We start from the raw sequence: 26,209 nt of genomic DNA, 5'->3' as shown, positions 1-26,209 counted from the left end.
GGTCTTCCCGTAGCTCGGATGGAGCGAAGACTATACAGGAGGCGTGCCGTTGATGGCGAGCACGTGGCCGGCGAGATAGAGCGAGCCGGTGATCAGAATGCGCGGCGGCACTTCGTAGGCGAGCTTCGCCAAGGTGCGCAGTGCGGCCTCCACGCCGGGCGCGGGCTCGACGCGCATGCCGAGGCTGCGCGCGGCATCCGTAAGGCGGTCGACCGGCATCGCGTTGTCGGTGTCGGGAATCGGCACCGCGATGATGTGACGGGTCAGACCGGCGAAATTGGCGAGAAAGCCTTTCGCGTCCTTGTTGGCCATCATGCCCGCGATCACGACCAGCGGCCGCGACACCCGCTCTTCGAGATCGCCGAGCGCGGCCGCCGCGACGCGGCCGCCTTCCGCATTGTGGCCGCCGTCGAGCCAGATCTCCGAGCCCTGCGGGCCGAGAGCGAGCAGCTCGCCCGAAGCGATGCGCTGCATCCGCGCCGGCCATTCCGCACCGACGATCCCCGCCTCGAACGCCGCCTGGTTGATCTTGAAGGCGTTGGTGGCCCGCAACGTCGCGATGGCGAGACCGGCATTGTCGAACTGGTGCCGGCCGAACAGGCGCGGCGCTGTGAGATCCATCAAGCCGCGCTCATCGGAATAAACCAGCCGCCCGTTCTCGACATTGACATGCCAGCTCTCGCCCGCGGCAAACAATGGCGCGCGCATGCGCCTGGCCTGCGCCTCGATCACGGCCATCGCCTCAGCCGGCTGCTCGGCGCAAACCACGGGCACGCCACGCTTGATGATCCCAGCCTTTTCGCCCGCGATCGACGTCAAGGTGTCACCGAGCAAATCCATGTGGTCCATGCTGACAGGCGTGATCACGCAGGCCGCCGGCGCGTCAACCACATTGGTTGAATCAAGTCGGCCGCCAAGGCCGACCTCCAGCAGAACCACATCGGCCGGGTTCTGCGCGAACAGATAAAATGCAGCGGCCGTCTTGAGCTCGAACACCGTGGCCGGCTCGCCGGCATTGACACGCTCGACCTCTTCCAGCGCCGCGCGCAGCTCGTCATCACCGACCAGCACGCCGCCACCGACCCGGCCGAGCCGGAAACATTCGTTGATGCGAACGAGATAGGGCGAAGTGTAGGCGTGGACGCGCAAGCCTGCGGCCTCCAGCGTCGCGCGCAGATAAGCGAGCGTCGAGCCCTTGCCATTGGTCCCGGCGATGTGGATCACCGGCGGCAGCTTGCGCTCGGGGTGACCGAGCCGCTCGAGGAGGCGGTGCATCCGCTCCAGCCCGAGATCGATGCGTTTATGGTGCAGGGCCGACAGCCGCCCGATCAATTCGTCGAGCGGCGGCTTTGCGCTGTCAGAGGAAGCGTTCACGCGTGCGGCGCGGCCGGCGCCGTTTCGGGAGCCGATACGATCTGCGCCGGACTGACGACCGGCTGTACCGGCTGTGATGCGGCCTCAAGCGCAGGTGCCCTGGTCAACAGTCGGCAGAGCCGCGCCAGGGTCGGGCGCAATTCGTGGCGGTGCACGACCATGTCGATCATGCCGTGCTCCTTGAGGTATTCGGCGCGCTGAAAACCCTCGGGGAGTTTTTCGCGGATGGTCTGCTCGATCACGCGCGCGCCGGCAAAGCCGATCAGCGCACCCGGTTCGGCGATCTGGACGTCGCCGAGCATCGCATAGGACGCGGTGACGCCGCCGGTGGTCGGGTTGGTCAGCACGACGATGTAGGGCTGTTTTGCTTCACGCAGCATCTGCACCGCGACCGTGGTGCGCGGCATCTGCATCAGCGACAAGATGCCTTCCTGCATGCGCGCGCCACCACTGGCGGCGAACACGATGAAGGGTGACTTCTTCTCGACCGCGAGCTCGAGCCCGCGCACGATGGCTTCGCCCGCGGCCATGCCGAGCGAGCCGCCCATGAAGTCGAAATCCTGCACCGCGACGACGACGGCGGCACCTTCGAGCTTGCCGTAGCCGACCTTGATCGCGTCGTTCAGATTGGTCCGCGCGCGGGCATCCTTGATGCGATCGACGTACTTCTTCTCGTCACGGAACTTGAGCGGATCGGGCGTGACGTCAGGCAGCGCGACGTCGTACCAGGTCTCATTGTCGAAAATCGACTTCAGACGCGCCACCGCATTCATGCGCATATGATAGTTCGAGCCGGGGATGACGAACTGGTTGGCCTCGACGTCCTTGTAGAACACGAGCTGTCCGGAATCCGGGCACTTGATCCACAGATTCTCCGGCGTCTCCCGCCGCAGCATGTTGCGGATCTTCGGCCGGACCACATTGGTAAGCCAGTTCATGGTTTGCTCCGATGTGCGATCCCGCCTGGGGACCACCTGAAGGGATATATGGCGGCCGGGACCCGGCCCGGCAAGCCGCCGTATCGTCCGCCTTGCTCGTCGGACTTGGCAGCGGAATTAAGGCCTATTCCGCCGCCTGTTGCGCGCCCTTGACGCCCTGGGCCAGTGCCGCCGTCAGCTCGGCGACGGCGTTGACGGTTTTGGCCGTCGCGCGCCCTTCCGCATCGAGGCTGTTCTTGAGCGCATCGACCAGCGCGGTGCCGACTACCGAGCCATTGGCCTTTTCGGCAATGGCGCGCGCCGCCTCCGGCGTGCGGATGCCGAAACCGACGCATATCGGGAGCTTGGTATGCCGCTTGATGCGCGCGACCGCGTCGCCAACGGCATTGGCGTCCGCCGCCGCTGCGCCGGTGATGCCGGCGATAGAGACATAGTAGACAAAACCTGACGTGTTCGCGAGCACCGCGGGCAGGCGCTTGTCGTCGGTGGTCGGGGTCGCCAGGCGAATGAAGTTCAGGCCCGCCTTCAGCGCGGGAATGCAGAGCTCCTCGTCTTCCTCGGGTGGCAGATCGACGATGATCAGGCCGTCGACCCCGGCCGTCTTGGCATCAACCAAAAACTTGTCGACGCCGTAGATGTAGATCGGATTGTAATAGCCCATCAGCACCAGCGGCGTGACGTTGTCGTCCTTGCGGAAATCACGCACCAGTTCCAGCGTCTTCTTCAACGTCATCCCGTTCTTGAGCGCGCGCAGACCGGCAGCCTGAATCGAGGGACCATCCGCCATCGGATCGGTGAAGGGAATACCGAGTTCGATCACGTCGGCGCCTGCCTTGGGCAACGCCTTGACGATATTGAGCGACGTCGTGAGATCGGGATCGCCGGCCATCACATAAGTCACGAAGGCCGAGCGGCCGGCTTTCTTCAGCTCGGCGAAACGGGTGTCGATACGCGTGGTCACTTGCTCTTGCCCCTCAGGATGTCGCCGACCTGCGGGACGTCCTTGTCGCCGCGGCCGGAGAGGTTGACGACCATCAGGTGATCTTTGGTCCGCTTCGGCGCGAGCTCCATCACCTTGGCGATGGCATGTGCCGGTTCGAGCGCGGGGATGATGCCTTCCAGCTTTGACAGCAGCTGGAACGCTGCGAGCGCCTCGTCGTCGGTCGCGGAGAGATAGTTCACGCGGCCGATCTCGTGCAGCCAGGAATGCTCGGGGCCGATGCCGGGATAGTCGAGGCCGGCGGAGATCGAATGCGCGTCCTGGATCTGGCCGTCGGCGTCCATCAGCAGATAAGTGCGGTTGCCGTGCAGCACGCCCGGACGGCCGCCGGCGATCGATGCCGCATGCAGTTGCGTCAGTCCGTGGCCCGCAGCTTCGACGCCGAAGATCTCGACGGTGGAATCGTCGAGGAACGGATGAAACAGGCCCATCGCGTTGGAGCCGCCGCCGATGCAGGCGACCAGCGAATCCGGCAGGCGGCCTTCGATCTCCTGCATCTGCACCTTGGTCTCGTTGCCGATGATCGACTGGAAGTCGCGCACCAGCGTCGGATAGGGATGGGGCCCTGCGACGGTGCCGATGCAGTAGAAGGTGTTGTGCACGTTGGTGACCCAGTCGCGCAGCGCCTCGTTCATGGCATCCTTCAGCGTGCGCGTGCCCGACTGCACTGGAATGACCGTTGCGCCCAACATCTCCATGCGGATGACGTTGGGCTGCTGCCGCTCGACGTCGACGGCGCCCATATAGACGATGCATTCGAGGCCAAAGCGCGCACACAGCGTCGCGGTGGCGACACCGTGCTGGCCGGCGCCGGTCTCGGCGATGATGCGCTTCTTGCCCATGCGTCGCGCCAGCATGATCTGGCCGAGCACGTTGTTCACCTTGTGCGAGCCGGTGTGGTTGAGCTCTTCGCGCTTGAGGTAGATCTTGGCGCCGCCCAGATGCTCGGTCAGACGCTCGGCGAAATAGAGCGGCGAGGGCCGGCCGACATAATTCTTGAGATAGCCGTTCATCTCGATCTGGAAGGCCGGATCGACCTTGGCCTCGGTGTAGGCTTTCTCCAGATCGAGGATCAGCGGCATCAGGGTTTCGGCAACGAAGCGTCCGCCGAAAATGCCGAAATGGCCGCGCTCGTCGGGGCCGCTGCGATAGGAATTGGGTTTTGCAACATTCATCGGACGCTCAACTCTTGACTTGCATCTTGGCTTGCGCGCGCGGCGCGAATGAAGGCCTTGATCATCTCGGGGTCCTTCACGCCCGGGGCGCTCTCGACACCGGAGGAGACGTCGACGCCACCGGCCCGGGTGACGCGAACGGCTTCGGCGACGTTGTCGGCGCTGAGGCCGCCCGAGACCATATACGGCAACGCGAGCTCCAGGTTTCCGAGCAGATGCCAATCGAATGGTGCGCCGAGGCCGCCTGGCCGCGTTGCGTCCTTCGGTGCGCGCGCATCGAACAGGATGCGTTCGGCTATCTCGGCGTAACCGGGCAGCACGGCGAGATCGGCTGACGTTGCGACCGGCACGACCTTCATCACCGGACGACCGACCCGTTGCCTGATGTCGCGCAGCCGGGCCACGCTCTCCGTGCCATGAAGCTGGAAAATGTCCGGCGACAGCGCGTCCATGATGTTGTCGAGCGTGGCATCGTCGGCATCGACGGTGAGCGCGACCTTGAGCGCGCGCCGCTTCACCTGCCGGCCGAGCTCCCGGCCGGCTTCCAGCGACAAATGCCGCGGCGACGGCGGGAAGAACACAAAGCCCACCATGTCGGCACCCGCCTCGAGCGCCGTTTCGAGCGTCTCGGGCGTGGACAGGCCGCAGATTTTGACGAGCAAGGACATGTTCTCGACGGATATGGGCTCAAAGCAAATGGAGGGCCGCGGGTCCGCGGCCGGAAAACGGGCTTTTCGGTTGCGGCCGCTTCTACAACGTCGCGCGCTGCTTGTCTCGCCCGACGGGCCCGTAAAGCCCCACACCGGAGGGAACGGGGAGGCGCTGGGACTCAGGCCTTGCTGCGGCAGACTGGGCCCGCAGATCAGCCAGCTCGCCTCGCGCGGCCCGGGCATCCGCGTCATGCCGGCGCGCCGCACGCCGCCAGTGCCGCTGGCCGAACCAGACGGCACACCCGCCCACGAGGACCCCGAGCGCAGCCACCACGATCAGGAGCAGGAACAGCGGCAGCGTTGCCGAGAATGACGGGTCGTTGGAAACGAAGGGATCGAACGAGACCGTGACGAAATGCCGGTTGGCGACGGCAAAGACCATCAGGACCAGGCCCAGCGGAATCACGACCAGCGCGCTCAGGAATTTTCGCATCTCGGCTCGCTCGCCTTGAATCAAGGTTGCGGCCGCATCACTGGCGACCGCGGGAAACCCTGAGGTGGACCTCAGTCTGGCGCGCCTGGATCCGGATGGTCGCGATTCAGCCGTTCGCGCATTTCCTTGCCGGTCTTGAAGAACGGAACGCTCTTCTGATCGACAGGCACATGGGCGCCGGTGCGCGGATTGCGCCCTGCGCGCGCAGGGCGATGCTTGACCGAGAAGGCACCGAAGCCGCGCAACTCGACGCGATCACCGCGCGCGAGAGCCGCTACGATCTCTTCGAGAATCGCATTCACAATGTTCTCGACATCCCGCTGGTACAGATGCGGGTTGTGCTCGGCGATACGCTGAACAAGTTCGGATTTGATCATCGAGAGATAGGACCCGGGAGCGTGCGGACGACCATTTCCGTGAAAATACCGTGATCTGTCAAGACGCTAAATGAGGGTTGAGCGTCGTGAAAACACGTGACAAATGCCGAAAAAGCGGGCTGGACCTACACGCGCCGAACGGGAAAAACCTCTGTGGCTCGCCCGGTTCCGGTCAGTTCGACGCCGCCGGCTGCCACAAGGCGAGCATTCCATCCATTCCGAGCCGATCGACCGCCTGTGCGACGCCGGTTTGTCCGATTTGATGCGCAATCGAGCCTAAACCCAGTGCTTCCAGCGTTACTGCGGCCGCCGTCTTGAGGAACGGCAGATCGCTGAAGCGCGGCTGCAGCTTGTAATCGCGCACGGAGAGCCCCTTCTTGACGCCCTTCTGCTCGACCAGCCAGGTCACGGCGGTCTTCTCGTCGCCGATCTGATCGATCAGCTTGAGATCGATGGCCTGGCGTCCGGTGAAGACACGGCCATCAACCACTTTCTCGAGCTGCGTGTCATCCATGCCACGCCGTTCCTTCACCAATCCCTTGAACCAGGCATAGGAATCCTTCACCAACGCATCGAGCGCCGCCCGTGCCTCAGGGCTGGTTGGCTCGAAACCGTTGGGCGCGGCCTTCAGCGGCGTGGACTTTACCTCCTCGACCTTGACGCCGACGGTCTTCAACAGCTCCGAGACGTTCGGAAACTGGAACAGCACGCCGATCGAGCCGACCAGCGAGCTCTGCTGGGCGATGATGTGATCGCTGGCGATCGCGGTGATGTAGCCGCCGGAGGCGGCGAGGCCTTCGACGACGACAACGAGCGGCTTCTTTGCCTTCAACCGTACAAGCGAATCATAGAGCTGCTCGGAGCCGGCGGTGGTGCCGCCCGGCGAATTGATGTGAACGATGACGGCGGCGGCCTGCGAATTCTCCAGCCGCTCGAGCGCCTGGGTGCGATCGGAATCGCTGCGGATCAGGCCCTCGATCTGGACCCGCGCGATCGAGCCGGCGGACGCGAACGTGCCGCGCGCACCAGGCGTCGCGACCAGCGCGAAGCCTGCGATCGCCGCGATCGCGATCAGCGCGGCCAATACGCGCCAGAACGTCAGCTTGCGGCGGATCCTGCGGCGATCGACGATGATGTCCGAATCGAGTGACATCTCAATATCTCCAAATGAAAGGCCAGGCGCGTTGTGCCGTCGCAGCGTCGCCATTGGCTTATCTGGATACATCAATTGCGGCGCAATTAGAAGAAAACAAGGCCGGCTGCCGCGTAGCCCGGATGGAGCGCAAGCGTAATCCGGGGTTCTCGCCTCACGGAGAGGCTTTCCCGGATTTCACTTCGCCCCATCCGGGCGACGACCTCACTACAAAAAAGCCCCGGCTCGCGCCGGGGCTTTGATGCAGTGAAACCTGCGTTTCGCTTACTTGGTGTCGCGGTTCTTGAGCGCGGTGCCGAGGATGTCGCCGAGCGTTGCTCCCGAATCGGAAGAGCCGTACTGCGCGATGGCTTCCTTCTCTTCGGCGACTTCGAGCGCCTTGATCGACACCTGGACCTTGCGGGCCTTCTTGTCGAACTGGATCACGCGGGCATCGACCTTCTCGCCGACGGCGAAGCGTTCGGCGCGCTGATCGTTGCGGTCACGAGCGAGCTCCGAGCGCTTCACGAACGTGGTGAAGTCGGTACCGGTGATCTTCACCTCGATGCCGCTCTCCTTCACTTCGATCACTTCGCAGGTCACGACCGCGCCCTTCTTGACATCGCCCGGCTCGGCGAAGGGGTCGCCTTCAAGCTGTTTGATTCCAAGAGAAATGCGCTCCTTCTCGACGTCCACATCGAGCACCACGGCCTTCACCATGTCGCCCTTCTTGTAGTTGTCGATCACCTGCTCGCCCGGCTGCTTCCAGTCGAGGTCGGAGAGATGGACCATGCCGTCGACGTCGCCCTCGAGGCCCAGGAACAAACCGAATTCGGTCTTGTTCTTGACCTCGCCCTCGACCGTCGAACCGGTCGGGTGACCTTCGACGAAGACCTCCCACGGGTTGCGCATGGTCTGCTTGAGGCCGAGCGAGATGCGGCGCTTGACGGAATCGACTTCCAGCACCTGCACTTCGACTTCCTGCGAGGTCGAAACGATCTTGCCGGGGTGCATGTTCTTCTTGGTCCACGACATCTCGGAGACGTGGATCAGGCCTTCGATGCCCGGCTCGAGCTCGACGAACGCGCCGTAGTCGGTGATGTTGGTGACGCGACCGGTGAAGCGGGCACCCAGCGGGTACTTGGCTTCGATGCCCTGCCACGGATCGTCCAACAGCTGCTTCATGCCCAGCGAGATGCGGTGCGTCTCGTGGTTGATCTTGATGATCTTGACCTTCACGGTCTGGCCGATCGAGAGCACCTCGGTCGGGTGGTTGACGCGGCGCCACGCGATGTCGGTGACGTGCAGCAGACCGTCGATGCCGCCGAGATCAACGAACGCACCGTAATCGGTGATGTTCTTGACCACGCCGTCGATGACCTGACCCTCTTCGAGGTTCTGCACCAGCTCCTGACGCTGCTCGGCGCGGGTCTCTTCGAGAACCGTGCGGCGGGACACGACGATGTTGCCGCGGCGGCGGTCCATCTTGAGGATCTGGAACGGCTGCGAGTTGTTCATCAGCGGCGCAACGTCGCGGATCGGACGGATGTCGACCTGCGAACGCGGCAGGAAGGCCACGGCACCGTCGAGGTCGACGGTGAAGCCGCCCTTGACCTGGTTGAAGATGACGCCGTTGACCTTCTCGTTGTTCTGGAAGGCCTTCTCGAGCTTGCCCCAGCTCTCTTCGCGGCGCGCCTTGTCACGCGACAGCACGGCTTCGCCGAGGGCGTTCTCGATCCGATCGAGGAACACTTCCACCTCGTCGCCGACCTTGAGCTCGCTGTCACGGCCGGGGCCGGAAAATTCGCGCAGGGCAACGCGGCCCTCCGTCTTCAGGCCGACGTCGATGACGGCCATGTCCTTTTCGATTGCAACAACCTTGCCCTTGATGACTGAGCTTTCCTGCAGGTTGCCGCCTGCGAAGGACTCGTCGAGCATCGCGGCGAAATCGTCGCGCGACGGGCTATAGGTATCAGCAGAAGTCGAAGCCATTTGTTCTCCAGTTGCGGATGTCATGCCGGCCGTTGGGTTCTTGGGCGCACCGTACGCGCAGTGTCGGAAGGTCCGCAGAACCTTCGAGCGACCGCTCGCTGCTCCGACCTGGAGGGCGGAACAGCGGAAGCGGGCCGGCTGAGGCCCGCGCGTTCGATACGTGGAAATCTTTTGTCCGGAACCTGGATCGCGTCGGCCCCGAGCAGGGACCGAGAGTATCGACCTCAAAGAGCGGGAGCGGGCGCTTCCTCCAATGACGGCAGCGGCTTAACCCCGCGACCGGCCCGCTCGGACGGCCTCGATAATGTCGATGGCGGCCCGGACGCCGCCTTCTATATCCAGTTGGGAGTTATCTAGCAAGTAAGCATCCGGAGCCGGCTTCAGGGGGGCGATCGCCCGGTTCTTGTCGCGCTCGTCGCGCTGGATGATATCGGCGAGCACGGCCGCCTCGTCCGCCTCCTCGCCCCGCGCCTTGGCCTCCATGGTCCGGCGGCGGGCACGGACCTTGGGGTCGGCGACGACGAAGATCTTCACGTCGGCATGGGGGCAGATCACGGTTCCAATATCGCGCCCATCGAGCACGGCGCCGGGCGGATCGGCGGCGAATTGCCGCTGAAAGTTGATGAGGGCCTCGCGCACCTTGGGGATCGCCGAGACGATCGAGGCGCCCTCGCCGGCCTTCTGGGTCTTCAGGGCGGGATTGCCGAACTTTTCGGGATCGAGTTCCAGCGCCGCAGCGACCGCCGCCGCCTCGTCCCGGAGATCATGACCGGACTGCATCAGGGAATAGGCCACCGCGCGATAGATCACGCCGGTATCAAGGTGACGGTAGCCGTAATGGTGGGCAAGGCGCTTGCCGAGGGTGCCCTTGCCCGACGCCGCGGGCCCGTCGATGGCAATGATCATGAAAAATCGGCCCCAAGCGAACGCATCATCGGGATGAAATCCGGAAAACTGGTGGCGATGAAGGCGGTGTCATCGACGGTTACCGGCTGATCGGAGGCGCAGCCCATCACCAGCGCGGACATCGCGATGCGATGATCCATGTGGGTGGCCACCACGCCGCCGCCGGGAACGTGGCCGCGGCCTTCGACGATCAAATCGTCGCCGCAGACCTCGACCTTGACACCGTTGACGCGGAGCATGGCGGCGGTGGCCTCCAAACGGTCGGATTCCTTCACGCGCAGCTCCTGGAGGCCGCGCATGATGGTCGTGCCCTCGGCAAAGGCGGCCGCCACCGCCAGCACCAGATATTCGTCGATCATCGACGGTGCACGCTCCGGCGGCACCTCGACACCGCGCAATTTCGAGGCGCGTACCCGCAGCTTTGCCATCGGCTCGCCAGCGTCGCCACGAACTTCGCTTTCCTCGATCGAGGCACCCATTTCGCGCAGCGTGGTGAAAAGACCGGTGCGCAGCGGATTGGTCATGACGTCGGACAGGACGATTTCGGAGCCTTCGACGATCAGCGCAGCAACGATAGGGAACGCCGCCGACGAGGGATCGGCGGGCACGACGACATTGGCGCCATGCAGCTCCGGCTGCCCCACGAGCGTGATACGGCGGCCGTGCTGACCTTCTTGCACTGAGGTGATCTCGGCGCCGAAATGCTTGAGCATCAGTTCGGTGTGGTCGCGACTGGCCTCGGTCTCGATGACGGTCGTGGCGCCCGGCGCGGCCAGGCCCGCGAGCAGCACGGCGGATTTGATCTGGGCCGAGGCCACAGGCGTCTTGTAGGTGATCGGCAGCGGATCGCGCGCACCCTGGACGGTCAGCGGCAGACGGCCGCCCGCGCCGCCGGAGACGACCTTCGCGCCCATCTTTTCCAGGGGATCCAGGATCCGGCGCATGGGCCGGCTGCGCAGTGAGGCATCGCCGTCGAAAACCGCGGAGATCGGACAGCCGGCGACGGCGCCCATGACGAGCCGGCAGCCGGTGCCGGAGTTGCCGAAATCCAGCGGCGCTTTGGGCTCCGCGAAGCCTGCGACACCCACGCCGTTCACCTTCCAGGCGAAATCTCCGGTACGCTCGACCCCGGCGCCGAGCGCCTGCATGGATTTGGCGGTGTTAAGGACGTCCTCGCCCTCCAGGAGGCCCGAAATCCGCGTCTCTCCGACCGCGAGCGCGCCGAGGATGAGGGCACGGTGGGAGATCGACTTGTCTCCGGGCACCCTTACTTTCCCGGTCAGGGGACCGCTGGCGCGCGACTGGAGCGGCGTCGGCTTGTCGGAATCGGTCAAGTTTGTGTCCTTGGGTAGGCCCGAAACGTCCCTGTGGGACTCGCGGGGCAGGTACCACATGGTCTCCCCGCCGTCACGGGCATGTCGTTCTCCCGCAATGCGCTATTGACAGCGGGCCGCCAACTAGCCAAGTGAGGCACCGCTTTTCAGACATTTCCAGGATTCCTCTGCCGTGGCCAAGTCCGAACTCGGAACTAAACGTATTTGCCCGACCACGGGCAAAAAGTTCTATGACCTCAACAAGAATCCGGTGATCTCGCCCTATACCGGTGAAGTCGTGCCGATCGCGCCCATCGCGCCGGCTCGCGCACCCCGCGGTGCCGAAGCCCGTCACGCAGCCGCTGCCGCCGACGCCACGCCAGAGCCGGCGGAGGTCGAGGAGGTCTCGCTCGAGGAGGCCGATGCCGAGGAGAACACCGGCAAGGTCAAGGCCGTCGTGCCCGAATCCGAGGACGACATCGAAGTCGATGAAACTATCGAGGACGATGACGACGATGATTCGACCTTTATCGCCGACGACGAAGAAGGCGATGAGGACGTCACCGACATCATTGGTGATGTCGGCGGTGACGAAGAGACTTGAGATAATTCCAGAACTGTGGTTCTGGGTCTTTCCCGACGCGTCGCCCAAGGCGCGTCGGACGGTTAAGGGGCCATAGCTCAGCTGGGAGAGCGCTTGCATGGCATGCAAGAGGTCGGCGGTTCGATCCCGCCTGGCTCCACCACGCTTCGCCCTTCGGGCTACGCGTGGCGCAGCCGCGCGGAGCTCGAAGGGCGAAGCGTGGTGTCCGGCGAAGCCCGAAGGGCGAAGACGGACTGGTGAGACTCCCACGCAGCGGCTGCCCGGGCGATAATCGTCAATGTGGTACGTCTACATCCTCCGCAGCATCGAATTTCCCGAGCAGGAATACGTTGGGGCTACGGAAGATCTGAAGCGCCGGTTTCCAGAGCACAATGCTGGCAAATCCACCCACACTGCCAAGTTCAAGCCTTGGAAGCTGATCTGGTACTGCGCCTTCCCTGACAAGCACAAAGCGCTCGCTTTTGAACCTACCTGAAGTCTCACTCCGGCCGAGCCTTCACAAAGAAGCGGCTGTCCTAAGAGCGCACCTCTAACCCTACTCCCCGATCACCGCATTCAACCGATCGCGCAACGCCACAATCTCGTCCTTCATCGCGACAAGCTCCGAGACCGAGCAGTCCGATGCCGCCAGAATCGATTGCGGCACGGCCCGCGCCTTGTCCTTCAAGGCCTGGCCCTGCGGCGTCAACGCGATCAGCACCTGACGCTCGTCCTCGCTCGAGCGCGTGCGCTTGACGAGGTGGGCCGCCTCGAGCCGCTTGAGCAGCGGTGTCAGCGTGCCCGAATCCAGGTGCAGCTTTTCGCCGATGCTCTTGACCGGCACGTCGTCGCGCTCCCACAGCACCAGCATCACCAGATATTGCGGATAGGTCAGGCCGAGCCGGTCCAGCAGCGGCTTGTAGACGCGGTTGAACGCATGCGCGGCGGAATAGACCGCGAAGCAGATCTGGTTGTCGAGGCGCAGCGGCGCGTCCGCTGCCGAATGTTTCCGGGGCATCGAGAATCTCACAGGACTTGCTCCATTCTGGGGCCGGCCGTCGCTACATTCAATTGCGAACAATTAAATGTGAGACGCTATAATTTCAATTGCGCGCAATCTAATTGCCTGCGATAAAGATGGCGCCCCCACCCCGAAAACACAGGGAGACAAAAATGTCAGTGAACGTCCTCTACAAGACCAGCGCAAAGGCCACCGGCGGCCGCGACGGCCATGCCGCGACCCTGGACGGCGCGCTCGACGTCAAGCTCACCACGCCGAAGGAGCTCGGCGGCGGAGGCGGCGCCGGCAACAATCCCGAGCAGCTGTTTGCTGCGGGCTATGCCGCCTGCTTCATCGGCGCGATGAAGTTCGTGTCCTCGCAGGGCGGCCCCAAGGTTCCGGCCGACGCCTCCGTGACTTCGACCGTCGGCATCGGCCCGCGCGCGGCCGGCGGCTTCGGTCTCGACATCGACCTTGCCGTCTCGCTGCCAGGCCTCGCCCGCGCGGAAGCCGAGGCGCTGGTCGAGAAGGCGCACCAGGTGTGCCCGTATTCCAACGCGACGCGCGGCAATGTCGACGTCCGCCTGACGGTGGTCTGACCGGTTTCGGTGAAGCGGCTGGCCCGGGATACCCCCGGGCCGGCCGCTTCCCTTTATTTGCCATCTCGCGGGATTGCGGCGAGCGGCCTGCATGACGCCCTACGCGCGAAGCCATTGCCGGCTCGGACGAACCTCGTTAGGCCTGTGATCACATCGACACAGGGGACGCGAAGGCATGACTGAAGCCGCCAGTTCTGGAGCTGCCATGGGTGCAATGAGCGGCCTGCGCGTCATCGATCTGACGCGCGTGCTCGGCGGCCCCTATTGCACCCAGATCCTCGCCGACCATGGCGCCGACGTGATCAAGGTCGAGCCGCCCGCAGGCGACGAGGTACGCGACTGGGGCCCTCCCTTCCACGAGGAAGACGCGGCCTATTTCATCGGCATCAACCGCAACAAGCGCTCGATCGGCCTCGACCTCGCCTCCGAGGGCGGCCGGACCGTGCTGCTCAAGATGCTGGAGAGCGCCGACGTCCTGATCGAGAACTTCAAGCCGGGCACGCTGGAGAAATGGGGCATCGGCAACGAGGTGTTACGCGAGAAATTTCCGCGCCTCGTGCATTGCCGGATCTGCGGCTTCGGCGCCGACGGCCCGCGCGGCGGCAATCCCGGCTATGACGCCATCATCCAGGCCATGACCGGCATGATCGCGGCGACCGGCTCGCCCGAGAGCGGACCGATGCGGATCGGCGTGCCGCTGGTCGACATCGGCACCGGCCTCTATGCGGCGATCGGCATCTTGATGGCGCTGTCGGAGCGGCAGCGCTCGGGCCAGGGCCAGTTCCTGGAGACCACGCTGTACGAGACCGGTCTCGCCATCATGCATCCGCACACCGCGAATTATTTCATGCATGGCAAGCCGCCGTCGCTCACCGGCAACGAGCATCCCAACCTCGTGCCCTATGCGATCTTCCCGACCAAGACCGACGACATCTTCATCGGCGTCGGCAATGACGGCACCTTCCGCAAGCTCGCCAAGGAGATCGGCAAGCCCGAGCTCGGCACCGATCCGCGCTTTGCGCGCAACAAGGATCGCATCGGCAATCGCGAGGCGCTGCGGGCCGAGCTTGCCGCCGTGTTCAGCCAGCACGAGGCCGAGCCGCTGTGCAATCGCCTGCTCGCCGCGGGCCTGCCCGCCGGCCCCGTGCAGAAGATCGACCAGGCATTGACCAACCCGCACACGATCGCGCGCGGCGATATTATCGAGAAGGATTGGTACAAAGGCGTGGCGTCGCCGATCCGGCTCGACCGCAGCAAGCCGAGCCTGCGGCGCCTGCCGCCGAAATTCAGCGAGCACGCCGCCGAGGTCCTGGGCGAATTCGGCTACTCCAGGTCCGAGATCGACGCGATGGTCGAGCAGGGCACTGTCTGCGGCCCCGAGCGCAAGCGCTAGCGCCCTCGCCTTCCACATCCCACGGCAATGCCGCAGTGCGGTGCGGGCGCTCTGTGCACCGCGAACGGAGGACGCTGCGCGCGCGGCATTCGCCTATTTGACGGCTTCCCTTTTCCAGCGCTTGCCGCTTTCGTTTCGGCCGCTTACACAGTCATGTGAACGTCATATGGCGCTGCTAGCGCAAGCGATCATTTTTGACGGCCCAAGGGAGGTTTACTTGATGGCTCTTCGACATTTTGGAGCGGCTGCCGCTATTGCACTCACGATTGGACTGTCGGCCTCGCCGGCCTTGGCCGTGACCGAAATCCAGTGGTGGCACGCGATGACCGGCGCCAACAACGACGTCATCGTCAAGCTCGCCACCGACTTCAACGCGTCGCAGAGCGACTACAAGGTGATCCCGACCTACAAGGGCAACTATCCCGATACGATGAACGCCGGCATCGCGGCGTTCCGCGCCGGCAACGCCCCGCACATCATGCAGGTGTTCGAAGTCGGCACCGCGACCATGATGGCCGCGACCGGCGCCGTGAAGCCCGTCTACAAGCTGATGGCCGACGCCGGCGAGAAGTTCGACCCCAAGATCTACCTGCCCGCCATCACCGGCTATTATTCGACGTCGAAGGGCGAGATGCTGTCCTTCCCTTTCAACTCGTCCTCGACCGTGATGTGGGTGAACCTCGACGAGCTGAAGAAGGCGAACGTAGAGATCCCGAAGACCTGGCCCGAAACGTTCGAGGCCGCCAAGAAGCTGAAGGCTGCCGGTCATGACACCTGCGGCTTCTCGGGCTCCTGGATCACCTGGGTCAATCTCGAGCAGCTCTCGGCGTGGCACAACGTGCCGCTCGCCAGCAAGGCCAACGGCCTCGACGGCTTCGACACCGTGCTCGAGTTCAACGGACCGCTTCAGGTCAAGCATCTCGAAACCCTGGTCGAGCTGCAGAAGACCAAGACCTATGACTACGCCGGCCGCACCAACACCGGCGAGGGTCGCTTCACCTCCGGCGAATGCCCGATCTACCTGACCTCGTCGGCGTTCTTCGGCAACGTCAAGGCACAGGCCAAGTTCAACTTCACCGCCGTGCCGATGCCGTATTATCCGGACGTCAAGGGCGCGCCGCAGAACTCGATCATCGGCGGCGCTTCGCTGTGGGTGATGGGCGGCAAGTCGGCCGAGGAATACAAGGGCGTCGCGAAATTCCTGACCTTCCTCTCCGACACCGATCGCCAGGTCTACATCCACAAGGCCTCCGGCTACCTGCCGATCACCAAGGCGGCCTACGCCAAGGCGAAGGAAGAAGGCTTCTACAAGGATCAGCCCTATCTCGAGACCCCGCTGCTCGAGCTGACCAACAAGGAGCCGACCGAGAATTCGCGCGGTCTGCGCCTCGGCAACATGGTGCAGCTGCGTGACGTCTGGTCGGAAGAGATTGAGCAGGCGCTGGCCGGCAAGAAGACCGCCAAGCAGGCGCTCGATGCCGCCGTCGAGCGCGGCAACACGATGCTGCGGCAGTTCGAAAAGACCGCCGTCAAGTGAGGCAATGAGCGGCAGGCCGCGACCCGGCCTGCCGCTCTGCTGGCATCATGCAAAAGCAAGCCATCTTCCAGTCAAGACTGTTACCGTACGCGCTGGTTGCGCCGCAGCTCGCGATCGTCCTGATTTTCTTCTATTGGCCGGCCCTGCAGGCGGTGATCCAGTCCTTCCTGCTCCAGGATGCGTTCGGTCTGTCGACCACCTTTGTCTGGTTCGAGAATTACGTCGAGCTGTTCAAGGACGCAGCCTATTTCGAGGCGATCGTCCGGACCTTCTTGTTCTCGTTCGCCATTGCCGTCTCGTCGCTGTCCTTTGCGCTGCTGCTCGCCGTGATGGCGGACAAGCCGCTGCGTGGCTCGATGCTCTACCGCACGCTCCTGATCTGGCCCTATGCGGTGGCACCGCCCGTGGTCGGCGTGCTCTGGATCTTCATGCTGCATCCCTCGCTCGGCGTGCTCTCGCGCTATCTGCGCAATATGGGCGTCGACTGGAATCCGCTGCTCGACGGCGATCAGGCCGCGGCGCTGATCATCCTCGCCGCCGCGTGGAAGCAGATCTCCTATAATTTCCTGTTCTTCCTCGCCGGCCTGCAAGCGATCCCAAAGAGCGTGTTCGAGGCCGCCGCGATCGACGGCGCCCGTCCGATGCGGCGGTTCTGGACCGTGACCTTCCCGTTGCTGTCGCCGACCATCTTCTTCCTGCTGGTGGTCAACATCGTCTACGCCTTCTTCGACACGTTCGGCATCATCGACACGATGACCCGCGGCGGCCCCGGAACGTCGACGGTCACGCTGGTCTACAAGGTCTATTCCGACGGCCTGCTCGGCGGCAATCTCGGCAGCTCGGCGGCGCAGTCGGTGATCCTGATGGTCATGGTCATCGTGCTCACCGGAATCCAGTTCCGGTTCGTCGAACGCAAGGTGACCTACTGATGGTCGAGGAAGAGGGCTTCCGGCGCTACATCGCCCACATCATCCTCTGGATCGGGATCGCGGTCGTCGCCTTCCCCGTCTACATCGCGTTCGTCGCCTCGACCCAGGACAACGCGCTGATCGCCAACGGGCAGATGTCGCTGCTGCCGGGCGGCCATTTCTTCGAGGTCTACTACCAGACCATTTTCGTCGGCACGAGCGGATCGACCCGCGAGCCCGTCGGCAACATGATGCTGAACTCGCTGGTGATGGCGCTGCTGATCGCGGTCGGCAAGATCGCGATCTCGATCATCTCGGCCTACGCGATCGTCTATTTCCGCTTTCCCTTCCGGATGCCGATCTTCTGGATCATCTTCATCACGCTGATGCTGCCGGTCGAGGTGCGCATCTATCCGACCTACAAGATCGTCGCCGATCTGCACATGCTCGACAGCTATGCGGGCCTGTCACTGCCGCTGATCGCCTCCGCCACCGCGACGCTGCTGTTTCGCCAGTTCTTCATGACTGTGCCGGACGAGCTGCTGGAGGCCTCGCGCATCGACGGCGCCGGTCCCCTGCGCTTCTTCTGGGATACGCTGCTGCCGCTGTCGCGCACCAACATGGCGGCGCTGTTCGTGATCCTCTTCATCCTCGGCTGGAATCAATATCTCTGGCCGCTGCTGATCACCACCCGCGACGACATGCAGACCATCCAGGTCGGCATCCGCAAGATGATCACCACCACCGACGCGCTGACCGAATGGCCGATCGTGATGGCGACGGCCGTGCTCGCGATGCTGCCGCCGGTGTTCGTCGTCGTCGTGATGCAGAAACTGTTCGTGCGCGGACTCGTGGAGACGGAAAAGTAAATCCCATGGCTAACGTCACCCTGCGCAACGTCCGCAAAACCTATCCCGGCGGCTTCGAGGCCATCAAGGGCGTCAACGTCGATGTCGGCGACGGCCAGTTCTGCGTGCTGGTCGGGCCCTCCGGCTGCGGCAAGTCGACATTGCTGCGCATGGTCGCAGGCCTCGAAACCGTCACCGGCGGCGAGATCGACATCGGCGGCCGCATCGTCAACCAGATCGAGCCCGCCGACCGCGACATCGCGATGGTGTTCCAGAACTACGCGCTCTATCCGCATATGAGCGTCTTCAACAACATGGCTTACGGCCTGCGCAACCGCGGCATGAAGGAGGCCGAGGTCAAGACCCGCGTCGACGAAGCCGCCCGCGTGCTCGAGCTCACCTCGATGCTGGAGCGCAAGCCGCGCCAGCTCTCCGGCGGCCAGCGCCAGCGCGTCGCCATGGGCCGCGCCATCGTGCGCCAGCCGAAGGTGTTTCTGTTCGACGAGCCGCTGTCCAACCTCGACGCAAAGCTCCGCATCGCGATGCGGGTCGAGATCCGCAAATTGCAGCGCCGGCTCAACACCACCTCGGTCTACGTCACCCACGACCAGCTGGAGGCGATGACGCTCGCCGACATTCTCGTGGTGATGAATGGCGGCCAGGTCGAGCAGGTCGGCAATCCCTTGGCGATCTACGAGAAGCCGGCGACGACTTTCGTCGCCTCCTTCATCGGCGCGCCACCGATGAATCTGATGTCCATTCGCGCCGACGAGATCAAGTCGCAGCTCGGCAGCACCGACGCCGGCATCCTCGGCATTCGCCCGGAGGATTTCGTCATCACCGACCAGACCCCGGCCGGCGGCGTCGCCCTTCCGCTCACCGTGGAAGCGATCGAGCGCGTCGGCGCCGAAACCTTCGTTTACGGCACGCGGGCCCAGGACGAGCAGCGCATCGCCGCCAACCCCGGCGAACTGCCGCCCGGCGAGGTCATCGTCCGCATTCCCGGCTCAGAGGCGCCGCCGATCGGCGAGAAGATCCGCGTCGCAGCAATGCGCCAAAAGCTGCATCTGTTCAGCGGCGATGGGCGGACGCGGATCGAGGCCTGACCGGGTTCCGCTGGGCCGTCGATTAAAAAACGCGAAAACAACCCCATGCACAGTAGAAGGGGGTTTGTTTTTGTTGAGAAAAATCACACCGCAATTTCGTCGGGCCGGCTTGTGGCAGGCGTTTCGCGCCATGGCGACAAGTCAGCTTTTGTGCATGGCAGAGCGGGTGAGCTGCCAGTCCACAGCCCCGGCTACGTCCTTGAACCCACACGCGGATATGCCCATATTGCTGATCAAGGGGTGCCTGTACGGGCCCTGATGCACCAAAGTCGCTTCGAGAGGACTTTGTAAACTATGTCTCGTGTTCCCACGCTTTCCAGTCCCTTCCTTCTGGGCTTCGACGAGATCGAGCGCGTGCTCGATCGGGTCGTCAAAGGCGCCGACGGTTACCCTCCCTACAATATCGAGAGGTGCGACCGGTCGGAGGGCCAGCCCGAGCGTCTGCGGATCACGCTGGCGGTCGCCGGATTCACCCGCGACCAACTCGATGTAACCATTGAGGAAAACCAGCTCGTCATTCGCGGGCGGCAGCAGGACGACAAGACCCGGCAATACATCCATCGCGGCATCGCCGCGCGCCACTTCCAGCGCACTTTCGTGCTGGCGGAGGGGATGCTGGTGCTGGGTGCGGATCTGAAGAACGGATTGCTGGCGATCGATCTTGCCCGGCCGGAACCGGAGAGGATCGTTAAGACAATCGCTATCAATGAGCACGAATAATGGAACGAGTAGCGGACTCGACCGCTTAGTTTCGAGAGAGGAGTCGAGACCATGAGTGAAGGTCACGTTGCGTTCGAATACGAAGCCAAGAACGTCTCGCCGGAGACGCTGGCAACCCTCGGCGAAGGCCATATCGCCTATGTGAAGCAGATCCGCTCTGAGGATGTGCCGGGCCTGTTTCCCGAAGCGCCGAAGATCGCGCCGGGCCTCAAGCTCTTCGCGCTCCACGCCGCCGACGGCACGCCGATCATGCTGACCGACAGCCGCGAAGCCGCGATCGCCAACGCCTGGAGCCACGAGCTGCAAGCGGTGAGCGTGCACTGAGCACGCGCGCGTCGCACGAATAGGGTTTCAAGCGGGCATGCCTTCGCAGGAAGGCCTGCCCGTTTGCTTTGGGGGATCCAGAATCTTTCCGTGGCAAGATTTTGGATTGCTTCGCTCGCTCGCAATGACGCAGTGTGCGGCGATGGCTCGCGTCCCGGATGCACCTCAACGCCCGGCCGGAAGCAGTGCCCGCAGGATGTCCGGCTTCCAGGCTTGACGCGCGCTGTCGAAGGCCGCGAAATCATGATCGAACTGCCAATAGGCCCAAGCCCAGCCAAGCCGCTCTGCGCTCCGCGCCACGAATGACAGATATCTGGTCCGTGCTTCGGCTGGAGCGGCCTCGTACACGCCGAACTCGCCGAGATAGATCGGGCGCTTTTCTCTTTGGGACCAGGACCGAATCTTCTCGAAATCGGCGCGGGCCTTCTGTTTATCCTCCGGGGTACCCCAGTCGAGCGGGCCGATTCGCGAGAATGTGGGCGACCACGGTGCGCCCTGATGGGTGAAACGGATCGGCGCGTAATAGTGAAACGTGACGATCAGATTCCGGTCATCCGACGGCAGGACCAGGTCCTCGACCGGCATCTCGTCGACGTTGAGAACCGAAGCGATGACCGTCCGCCGGGGATTGGTGGCGCGGATGATGCTGAGGCACTCGTTCAGAAGGCCGTTCCAGCCGGTGGACGACATCTGCCCGCCCGGCTCGTTGAGGACCTCGAAGACAAGTGCTGGATATTTCCCGGCATAGCGCGCGGCGATTTGGGTCCAGAACGATTTCAGCTTGTCTGTGCACTCGGAGATGTCGCGCTGACAAACATGGGTATCGTGCTCGTCCAGGATGGGGATGAGATTTCGGGCGAGCACTTCCTCGATGACGCCATCGAGCCGCCTCAAGACGACTTCATCCATTACCTTCTCCGGATTCATGAATTTAAAGCCGAAGAAATTGATCCGAACGTGCGAGAACCCGGCGCGTCTGATCGCAGTGAGGTTGTCCAGACGAAATGGCGCGTTTCGGCCTCCCTCCCAGACGCCGTCGTAGCCGAGGATGTTGATGCCGCGCCCCAATTTTGGAGCAGGGGGCGTGTTGGCCTGTCCGGCTGCCTCGGTCCGGAAGCAGATCGGAAGCACGGATAGTGCCAAGACAAGACGAAAGGCTATCGTCCAGCGGACGCGGATGGCATTCATCCTGTTTGCCCCGTCATTGCTGCAGGCCCCTGCTGGGGCACCGGCCTGCACACTGCGAAGAAGAATGCGACGAGCAGCACCGACGTGAACATTGTCGAGCGAAGAAACATCGTCTCCGTGAAGTTCGATTGAAAGCTCAGGACGACGAAGCCGATGATCAGCGCGCAGTGATACCGATCGATCGACCGGGTGGCGATTAAATAGAGGACCTTTTCCGAGAACAGATAAACGCTCGTGACGAACAGCAAATATCCCAGAAATCCAGTTTCAATCGCGACCGCGATGTAACCGCTATGATAATTGTCGAGCACCCAGCCATGATTCTGGTTGAAATAGTCGTAGATCGCGGGGCGCGTCCAGAATCCGTTGATGCCGAAGCCCAGCAGCGGCGCATCGTTGAAATGGCCGATGGCGTACTGCCAAATGAAGGTCCGCTCGGTCAAATCGACGGTCGCCTCGCCGAGACGGATGGAATCGTACCCCGTCACGTAAAAATACAGCATCAGCAGAGCGGCCAGGATGCACATGATGAATGGCAACACCGCATAGATTTTCATGCAGCGGATCGACCACATGGAAGTCACGAGCAGCCCGCCCGCCGCGAATGCGACAGCGCCGGCACCACGCGACTCCGAGGCGATGACGCAGGTCGATGCCAGAACAAGCGACACGAGGAATGCAATCCATCCCGGCCCCGTGATCTTCTGATAACAGGCAAAGAACATCAGATATGCGCTGATAAAGCCGAGCGTCTGCTTCGATTCGTAGATTCCTTGCCACTGGCCGTTGTGCATCCAGCTCTGGTCGACGCCGATCTCGGGCACGAAGACGGCGCACAACGCCGAGGCGGCGACCAGAACGAACAGCCCGAGCGCCGTGGATCCGACGATCTCGTCGATGTCGATACGACGTGATGAGGCAATACGCACCGAAAGTCGTCACCACAAGTGCAACGCTCTTCATGATCGCTGCGATGGAAAGCGTGGTCCAGAGAACGGAAACGGCCGCGAGGGCATAAAATGTGACCAACGCGATGAGATCTGGATTGGGCTGGATCCGGACGCGCGGCCGTACGAAGACACTGGCATAGATCGAGACGATCCACATCAGCAGCGCGACCGCCTGCTGCACATAGCTCCACTCTGAAGGTAGTAATGCGGGGTGAAGAACACCCATTGATGCGATCACGTTCACGGTGATCGAGCTGCGGATCACGTTTCTGGCCAGCCGTTCCACGCCGGCGCTTGGCGCTTTCCAGATCGCGCTTTCATATGCATCGGAGTCCGCTGCGGTATGCAGTCCGGCGCCAAGCTGACCGCCCTGAAGCACGGCCGCGGGCCGCTCTTCCGCCCCGGCACCGATGTGCAGCGGCGCCCTTCCATTCCCAGTCACGTGCACTCAGTCCATAACGGCGAACGGCCCTTAACGATGTGAGGGCCGCCCCATATGCCCTACGTCTCAAACGGGAAGATATTCGCGTCTTCTACCTTCGAGATCAAGATGAGCATGACGAGATTGCTGCGCGCCGCGCAATCCAGGTGCCAGAATCGATCGGGCCTTATCCTGCAAGAAGGAGGGGAGTTACGCCGCGGTCGCCGGCGGCAGCGCGAGCACCGAATAGATCGCCTGGGCATCGCGCGAGGCGCGGAGCTTCTTGGCGATGTCCTGGTCGCGGAGCAGGCGGGCGATGCGGGCCAGCGCCTTGAGGTGATCGGCACCGGCGCCTTCGGGGGCGAGCAGCAGGAAGACGAGATCGACCGGCTGGCCGTCCATCGATTCGAAATCGATCGGGCGATCGAGGCGGGCGAACATGCCGAAGATCTTTTCCAGCTTGGGCAGCTTGCCGTGGGGAATGGCGACGCCGTAGCCGACCGCAGTGGTGCCGAGCTTCTCGCGTTGCAGGAGTACCTCGAACACGGAACGCTCGTTCTGCCCGGTCAACTCGGCGGCCTTGGCCGCGAGTTCCTGAAGCGCCTGCTTCTTGCTGTTGACCTTCAATGCCGGGAGAATCGCCTCGGGCGCGACCAGATCGGTAATCGGCATGGAAGTTTTCCGAGGTGAATGAAAACGTCAGGTTCCGAATTGGCCAGCCTGGACAAAGAACCTGGGCGGGCCGACGTCAAGAAGATGAAGCAGGAGGCGGACTTAGCTCGCCCCTGATGTGGGGGGCTTCTACTCCAACGCAATCCCGGTGCCAACTCCCGCGTGCAGCTTTGCCCCGGTCATTGTTAAGGCGGAAAGGGGCCCCGGTGCGGGGCCCCCAGAGCGTCGCCCGACGGCCTCACGCCTTGCCACCCACCTTGCCGTCCGTCTTGACCCCCGGGGGGTCTATCCAGCCGACATTGCCGTCGGCCCGGCGGTAAATGATGTTCACCCGGCCGGAGGAGCCGTGCTGAAACACCAGGCAGGGCGCCCCGCTGAGGTCGAGTTCCATGACCGCTTCGCTCACGGACAGCGGCTTCAGCGAGGTGGTGGCCTCGGCGATGATGACGGGGCTGTAGCCGGTGATCTCGTCCTCATCCTCACCCTCGCCCGGTGCCTCCAGCACGTAGCTGGTGGCATCCATCGCGGCCAGCGCCGCGGAGGCGACATGGGCCTTGCGGGCGGAGCGATCCTTGAGCCGGCTCTTGTAGCGCTTGAGCCGCTTCTCGATCATCACCAGCGCCTGGTCGGCACTGGCATAGGCGTCCGGTGCGTTGGAATCGGCCTCGAGCGTGATTCCCGAATCAAGATGCAGCGCACAGTCGGTGCGGAAGCCGAAGCCGTCCTTGCTCAGCGTGATGTGACCAGAGTAATTGCCGTCGAAATATTTGCGCAGGACCTCTTCAGTCCGGTCGTTGACGCGGCCGCGCAGGGCCTCGCCGACGTTGACGCTCTTTCCCGAGATGCGGAGAGTCATGTGAACCTCACTTGGTTCGTGCCTGGCCTGGATTTGGGCCCGATAGCAGATCGAGAGTAGCGCGATTTGGCGCCGGCGCAATCAGGCCGGTTCGGGATTGCGGGAGCGATCGGCCATGGCGGTGGAGACGACGTTACCAAGAGCGCTCTGCTTGTCGCGACGGCGTTGCACCGAGGAAGGAATGCGCATGGCTTCGCGGTACTTCGCGACCGTGCGGCGGGCGATATCAATGCCCGAGCCGCGCAAGCGTTCCACGATGGTGTCGTCGGACAGGATCGCGGAGGGCGCCTCCGCATCGATCAGCTGCTTGATGTGGTGGCGCACGGCTTCGGCCGAATGAGCCTCGCCGCCATCGGCCGAGGCAATCGAGGCCGTGAAGAAATATTTCAGCTCAAACGTGCCGCGATTGGTCGCCATGTATTTGTTGGCGGTGACGCGCGACACCGTGGATTCATGCATCTGAATGGCGTCGGCGACGGCCTTCAGATTCAGCGGTCGCAGATGCGCCACACCATGGGTGAAGAAGCCGTCCTGCTGGCGCACGATTTCGGTTGCGACTTTCAGGATGGTGCGGGCGCGCTGGTCGAGCGCACGCACCAGCCAGGTCGCGTTCTGAAGCGCATCGGTGAAATACGATTTGTCGCCGTCCTTGCCGATCTTCTTCGAGAGCTGCGAATAGTAGGTCTGGTTGACCAGCACGCGCGGCAAGGTGTCGCTGTTGAGCTCGACATGCCAGCCGCCATCGGGTCCCGGGCGGACATAGACATCGGGCACCATGGTTTGGAGCCGGGCCGTGCCGAACTTCATGCCGGGCTTGGGATTGAGCCGGCGGATCTCGCCGATCATGTCGGCGATGTCCTCATCGTCGACGCCGCAGACCTTGCGCAAGGCTCCGATGTCGCGCTTGGCGAGGAGGTCGAGATGCTCGACCAGGGCCTGCATCGCGGGATCGTAGCGGTCGAGCTCGCGGAGCTGGATCGCCAGGCATTCGCTCAAATTGCGCGCGCAGACGCCGGGCGGATCGAATTTCTGCAGTACGGCAAGAACGTTCTCGACGTCCTGTTGCGATGCGCCCAGCCGTTCGGCGGCCTGGCCGAGATCCGGCGGCAGATAGCCGGCTTCGTCGACGAGGTCGATCAGATACTGGCCGATCATGCGCTGCGCGGCCCCGGTGAAGGCAACCGAGAGCTGCTCGGCGAGATGGTCGCCGAGCGTGGTCTCCGCGGCGACAAAGGCTTCGAGATTGTAGTCCTCGTCACCGGAGGCGCCGCCGCCCCATTCGGTATAGGTGGTCGGCGCCGCATCCTGGGCGTTGCGCGCGGCCGCCTCGGCCGGTTCCTCGGAGAAGACGTTGTCCAGCCCGGTGTCCATGGTCTGCTCGATCTCGGCGCGGGTGCCGAGATCCTTGCTCATCCACTCTTCCTGGCCGGGCTCGAAGGCTTCGCCCGGGCCGCCGCCCGGCTCGTCGTTGTGGCCGCCGTCGCTGTCATTGAACTGGCCGGTCTCGGCCGGGCCCTCGCCCGCGGGCGGCTCGTCATTGGCCCGTTCCAGCAGGGGATTACGCTCGAGTTCCTCTTCGACGAACGTCGTGAGATCGAGATTGGACAATTGCAGCAGCTTGATCGCCTGCATCAACTGCGGCGTCATGACCAGCGACTGCGATTGCCGGAACTCTAATCTCTGCGAAAGCGCCATGAAGCAAGAACCGATCCCAAAAGTTGGTCCGATTTTTGCTTATCCTAGTCCAAGCCCGA

At 63.5% G+C, this 26,209-nt stretch carries 25 protein-coding genes, 1 tRNA gene and 2 pseudogenes; 11 read left to right on the top strand and 17 right to left on the bottom strand.

The window, feature by feature from the left end; genetic code table 11:
- Positions 1–30: 30 nt before the first annotated feature.
- The 11 genes from AC0L3B_RS04975 to aroA form a co-directional block, all read right to left on the bottom strand.
- A complete protein-coding gene (locus tag AC0L3B_RS04975; protein WP_473380095.1) occupies positions 31–1,374 on the bottom strand; it encodes a bifunctional folylpolyglutamate synthase/dihydrofolate synthase in 1,344 nt (447 codons plus the stop codon).
- Positions 1,371–2,312: an acetyl-CoA carboxylase, carboxyltransferase subunit beta gene (gene accD / locus AC0L3B_RS04970; protein ID WP_085362028.1), complete on the bottom strand. Its 942-nt coding sequence runs from the start codon at positions 2,310–2,312 to the stop codon at positions 1,371–1,373. The genes AC0L3B_RS04975 and accD overlap by 4 nt, the downstream gene beginning before the upstream one ends.
- Before the next feature lie 124 nt (positions 2,313–2,436).
- Entirely contained in the window at positions 2,437–3,273 is an 837-nt protein-coding gene (trpA, locus tag AC0L3B_RS04965; RefSeq protein ID WP_018455764.1) for a tryptophan synthase subunit alpha, read from the bottom strand.
- Positions 3,270–4,487, bottom strand: coding sequence for a tryptophan synthase subunit beta (trpB, locus tag AC0L3B_RS04960; RefSeq protein WP_018455763.1), 1,218 nt, complete (start codon positions 4,485–4,487; stop codon positions 3,270–3,272). The genes trpA and trpB overlap by 4 nt, the downstream gene beginning before the upstream one ends.
- Positions 4,484–5,155, bottom strand: a complete 672-nt coding sequence (locus tag AC0L3B_RS04955; protein ID WP_018455762.1) for a phosphoribosylanthranilate isomerase — start codon at positions 5,153–5,155, stop codon at positions 4,484–4,486. Before AC0L3B_RS04955 ends, trpB begins: the two co-directional genes overlap by 4 nt.
- An 82-nt stretch (positions 5,156–5,237) precedes the next feature.
- Positions 5,238–5,630: a lipopolysaccharide assembly protein LapA domain-containing protein gene (locus AC0L3B_RS04950; protein ID WP_204513028.1), complete on the bottom strand. Its 393-nt coding sequence runs from the start codon at positions 5,628–5,630 to the stop codon at positions 5,238–5,240.
- A 71-nt stretch (positions 5,631–5,701) separates the two neighbouring features.
- Positions 5,702–6,007, bottom strand: coding sequence for an integration host factor subunit beta (locus AC0L3B_RS04945; RefSeq protein ID WP_007598410.1), 306 nt, complete (start codon positions 6,005–6,007; stop codon positions 5,702–5,704).
- A 172-nt stretch (positions 6,008–6,179) separates the two neighbouring features.
- On the bottom strand, positions 6,180–7,160 hold the full coding sequence (gene sppA / locus AC0L3B_RS04940) for a signal peptide peptidase SppA (protein WP_018455760.1): 981 nt from the start codon (positions 7,158–7,160) through the stop codon (positions 6,180–6,182).
- Between the two features lie 264 nt (positions 7,161–7,424).
- A complete protein-coding gene (gene rpsA / locus AC0L3B_RS04935; protein ID WP_027566167.1) occupies positions 7,425–9,131 on the bottom strand; it encodes a 30S ribosomal protein S1 in 1,707 nt (568 codons plus the stop codon).
- 267 nt (positions 9,132–9,398) lie between these two features.
- Positions 9,399–10,037: a (d)CMP kinase gene (cmk, locus tag AC0L3B_RS04930; RefSeq protein ID WP_018455758.1), complete on the bottom strand. Its 639-nt coding sequence runs from the start codon at positions 10,035–10,037 to the stop codon at positions 9,399–9,401.
- Positions 10,034–11,431, bottom strand: a complete 1,398-nt coding sequence (aroA, locus tag AC0L3B_RS04925) for a 3-phosphoshikimate 1-carboxyvinyltransferase (RefSeq protein ID WP_143273208.1) — start codon at positions 11,429–11,431, stop codon at positions 10,034–10,036. Before aroA ends, cmk begins: the two co-directional genes overlap by 4 nt.
- Before the next feature lie 112 nt (positions 11,432–11,543).
- Between aroA and AC0L3B_RS04920 the strand changes: the two genes are divergently transcribed.
- The 3 genes and pseudogenes from AC0L3B_RS04920 to AC0L3B_RS04910 all read left to right on the top strand — a co-directional run bounded on the left by AC0L3B_RS04920 (position 11,544) and on the right by AC0L3B_RS04910 (position 12,473).
- Positions 11,544–11,954, top strand: a complete 411-nt coding sequence (locus tag AC0L3B_RS04920; protein ID WP_007598417.1) for a TIGR02300 family protein — start codon at positions 11,544–11,546, stop codon at positions 11,952–11,954.
- Positions 11,955–12,020: 66 nt separating this feature from the next.
- Positions 12,021–12,096 (top strand) — tRNA-Ala (locus AC0L3B_RS04915).
- 135 nt (positions 12,097–12,231) lie between these two features.
- Positions 12,232–12,473: pseudogene (locus AC0L3B_RS04910) on the top strand (GIY-YIG nuclease family protein).
- A gap of 16 nt (positions 12,474–12,489) precedes the next feature.
- On the opposite strand, the gene AC0L3B_RS04905 reads toward AC0L3B_RS04910, so the two are convergent.
- Positions 12,490–12,951 carry a MarR family winged helix-turn-helix transcriptional regulator gene (locus AC0L3B_RS04905; RefSeq protein WP_018455754.1) on the bottom strand — a complete coding sequence of 154 codons (462 nt, stop codon included), beginning with the start codon at positions 12,949–12,951 and terminating at the stop codon, positions 12,490–12,492.
- A 155-nt stretch (positions 12,952–13,106) separates the two neighbouring features.
- Here AC0L3B_RS04905 and AC0L3B_RS04900 point away from each other — a divergent pair, with 155 nt between their 5' ends.
- The 8 genes from AC0L3B_RS04900 to AC0L3B_RS04865 all read left to right on the top strand — a co-directional run bounded on the left by AC0L3B_RS04900 (position 13,107) and on the right by AC0L3B_RS04865 (position 20,368).
- Positions 13,107–13,532 (top strand): organic hydroperoxide resistance protein, encoded by a 426-nt coding sequence (locus AC0L3B_RS04900; protein ID WP_007598424.1) that lies wholly within the window; start codon positions 13,107–13,109, stop codon positions 13,530–13,532.
- Between the two features lie 175 nt (positions 13,533–13,707).
- Positions 13,708–14,925: a CaiB/BaiF CoA transferase family protein gene (locus AC0L3B_RS04895; protein WP_026233020.1), complete on the top strand. Its 1,218-nt coding sequence runs from the start codon at positions 13,708–13,710 to the stop codon at positions 14,923–14,925.
- Between the two features lie 220 nt (positions 14,926–15,145).
- On the top strand, positions 15,146–16,462 hold the full coding sequence (gene ugpB, locus AC0L3B_RS04890; RefSeq protein WP_085349940.1) for a sn-glycerol-3-phosphate ABC transporter substrate-binding protein UgpB: 1,317 nt from the start codon (positions 15,146–15,148) through the stop codon (positions 16,460–16,462).
- 47 nt (positions 16,463–16,509) lie between these two features.
- The gene (ugpA, locus tag AC0L3B_RS04885; protein ID WP_018455751.1) at positions 16,510–17,391 is read left to right on the top strand and encodes a sn-glycerol-3-phosphate ABC transporter permease UgpA; all 882 of its coding nucleotides are present in this window, start codon (positions 16,510–16,512) and stop codon (positions 17,389–17,391) included.
- Positions 17,391–18,239: a sn-glycerol-3-phosphate ABC transporter permease UgpE gene (gene ugpE / locus AC0L3B_RS04880; protein WP_027514732.1), complete on the top strand. Its 849-nt coding sequence runs from the start codon at positions 17,391–17,393 to the stop codon at positions 18,237–18,239. Before ugpA ends, ugpE begins: the two co-directional genes overlap by 1 nt.
- Before the next feature lie 5 nt (positions 18,240–18,244).
- Positions 18,245–19,324: a sn-glycerol-3-phosphate import ATP-binding protein UgpC gene (locus AC0L3B_RS04875; RefSeq protein ID WP_085362033.1), complete on the top strand. Its 1,080-nt coding sequence runs from the start codon at positions 18,245–18,247 to the stop codon at positions 19,322–19,324.
- A 294-nt stretch (positions 19,325–19,618) separates the two neighbouring features.
- Complete coding sequence (locus AC0L3B_RS04870) at positions 19,619–20,044, top strand: Hsp20 family protein (protein WP_007598583.1); 426 nt, start codon at positions 19,619–19,621, stop codon at positions 20,042–20,044.
- Positions 20,045–20,095: 51 nt separating this feature from the next.
- Positions 20,096–20,368, top strand: coding sequence for a BQ00720 family protein (locus tag AC0L3B_RS04865; protein ID WP_473380094.1), 273 nt, complete (start codon positions 20,096–20,098; stop codon positions 20,366–20,368).
- 165 nt (positions 20,369–20,533) lie between these two features.
- Here the strand turns inward: AC0L3B_RS04865 and AC0L3B_RS04860 are convergent, their stop codons facing one another.
- The 5 genes and pseudogenes from AC0L3B_RS04860 to rpoN form a co-directional block, all read right to left on the bottom strand.
- Positions 20,534–21,556 (bottom strand): glycoside hydrolase family 5 protein, encoded by a 1,023-nt coding sequence (locus AC0L3B_RS04860; protein ID WP_085349906.1) that lies wholly within the window; start codon positions 21,554–21,556, stop codon positions 20,534–20,536.
- Positions 21,553–22,687: pseudogene (locus AC0L3B_RS04855) on the bottom strand (O-antigen ligase family protein). Before AC0L3B_RS04855 ends, AC0L3B_RS04860 begins: the two are co-directional and overlap by 4 nt.
- A 450-nt stretch (positions 22,688–23,137) precedes the next feature.
- Positions 23,138–23,599, bottom strand: coding sequence for a PTS IIA-like nitrogen regulatory protein PtsN (gene ptsN, locus AC0L3B_RS04850; RefSeq protein ID WP_018455745.1), 462 nt, complete (start codon positions 23,597–23,599; stop codon positions 23,138–23,140).
- A gap of 238 nt (positions 23,600–23,837) precedes the next feature.
- Positions 23,838–24,455, bottom strand: a complete 618-nt coding sequence (gene hpf, locus AC0L3B_RS04845) for a ribosome hibernation-promoting factor, HPF/YfiA family (RefSeq protein ID WP_026233016.1) — start codon at positions 24,453–24,455, stop codon at positions 23,838–23,840.
- A gap of 81 nt (positions 24,456–24,536) precedes the next feature.
- Entirely contained in the window at positions 24,537–26,150 is a 1,614-nt protein-coding gene (gene rpoN / locus AC0L3B_RS04840; protein ID WP_085349908.1) for an RNA polymerase factor sigma-54, read from the bottom strand.
- Positions 26,151–26,209: the final 59 nt, after the last annotated feature.

The organism is Bradyrhizobium sp. Kon56 (genome assembly GCF_055807635.1).
This window is presented reverse-complemented; position numbering and strand designations above follow the sequence as displayed.

What these genes read in the sequence shown, in the direction of transcription:
- AC0L3B_RS04860 (WP_085349906.1), bottom strand. Translation starts at nt 21,556, where the DNA reads ATGAATGCCATCCGCGTCCGCTGGACGATAGCCTTTCGTCTTGTCTTG.
- AC0L3B_RS04950 (WP_204513028.1), bottom strand. Translation starts at nt 5,630, where the DNA reads ATGCGAAAATTCCTGAGCGCGCTGGTCGTGATTCCGCTGGGCCTGGTC.
- ugpE (WP_027514732.1), top strand. Translation starts at nt 17,391, where the DNA reads ATGGTCGAGGAAGAGGGCTTCCGGCGCTACATCGCCCACATCATCCTC.
- AC0L3B_RS04955 (WP_018455762.1), bottom strand. Translation starts at nt 5,155, where the DNA reads ATGTCCTTGCTCGTCAAAATCTGCGGCCTGTCCACGCCCGAGACGCTC.
- ugpB (WP_085349940.1), top strand. Translation starts at nt 15,146, where the DNA reads ATGGCTCTTCGACATTTTGGAGCGGCTGCCGCTATTGCACTCACGATT.
- AC0L3B_RS04870 (WP_007598583.1), top strand. Translation starts at nt 19,619, where the DNA reads ATGTCTCGTGTTCCCACGCTTTCCAGTCCCTTCCTTCTGGGCTTCGAC.
- aroA (WP_143273208.1), bottom strand. Translation starts at nt 11,431, where the DNA reads ATGTGGTACCTGCCCCGCGAGTCCCACAGGGACGTTTCGGGCCTACCC.
- ugpA (WP_018455751.1), top strand. Translation starts at nt 16,510, where the DNA reads ATGCAAAAGCAAGCCATCTTCCAGTCAAGACTGTTACCGTACGCGCTG.
- trpB (WP_018455763.1), bottom strand. Translation starts at nt 4,487, where the DNA reads ATGAATGTTGCAAAACCCAATTCCTATCGCAGCGGCCCCGACGAGCGC.
- AC0L3B_RS04900 (WP_007598424.1), top strand. Translation starts at nt 13,107, where the DNA reads ATGTCAGTGAACGTCCTCTACAAGACCAGCGCAAAGGCCACCGGCGGC.
- sppA (WP_018455760.1), bottom strand. Translation starts at nt 7,160, where the DNA reads ATGTCACTCGATTCGGACATCATCGTCGATCGCCGCAGGATCCGCCGC.
- AC0L3B_RS04945 (WP_007598410.1), bottom strand. Translation starts at nt 6,007, where the DNA reads ATGATCAAATCCGAACTTGTTCAGCGTATCGCCGAGCACAACCCGCAT.
- rpsA (WP_027566167.1), bottom strand. Translation starts at nt 9,131, where the DNA reads ATGGCTTCGACTTCTGCTGATACCTATAGCCCGTCGCGCGACGATTTC.
- cmk (WP_018455758.1), bottom strand. Translation starts at nt 10,037, where the DNA reads ATGATCATTGCCATCGACGGGCCCGCGGCGTCGGGCAAGGGCACCCTC.
- ptsN (WP_018455745.1), bottom strand. Translation starts at nt 23,599, where the DNA reads ATGCCGATTACCGATCTGGTCGCGCCCGAGGCGATTCTCCCGGCATTG.
- AC0L3B_RS04875 (WP_085362033.1), top strand. Translation starts at nt 18,245, where the DNA reads ATGGCTAACGTCACCCTGCGCAACGTCCGCAAAACCTATCCCGGCGGC.
- rpoN (WP_085349908.1), bottom strand. Translation starts at nt 26,150, where the DNA reads ATGGCGCTTTCGCAGAGATTAGAGTTCCGGCAATCGCAGTCGCTGGTC.
- hpf (WP_026233016.1), bottom strand. Translation starts at nt 24,455, where the DNA reads ATGACTCTCCGCATCTCGGGAAAGAGCGTCAACGTCGGCGAGGCCCTG.
- AC0L3B_RS04895 (WP_026233020.1), top strand. Translation starts at nt 13,708, where the DNA reads ATGACTGAAGCCGCCAGTTCTGGAGCTGCCATGGGTGCAATGAGCGGC.
- AC0L3B_RS04865 (WP_473380094.1), top strand. Translation starts at nt 20,096, where the DNA reads ATGAGTGAAGGTCACGTTGCGTTCGAATACGAAGCCAAGAACGTCTCG.
- AC0L3B_RS04905 (WP_018455754.1), bottom strand. Translation starts at nt 12,951, where the DNA reads ATGCCCCGGAAACATTCGGCAGCGGACGCGCCGCTGCGCCTCGACAAC.
- accD (WP_085362028.1), bottom strand. Translation starts at nt 2,312, where the DNA reads ATGAACTGGCTTACCAATGTGGTCCGGCCGAAGATCCGCAACATGCTG.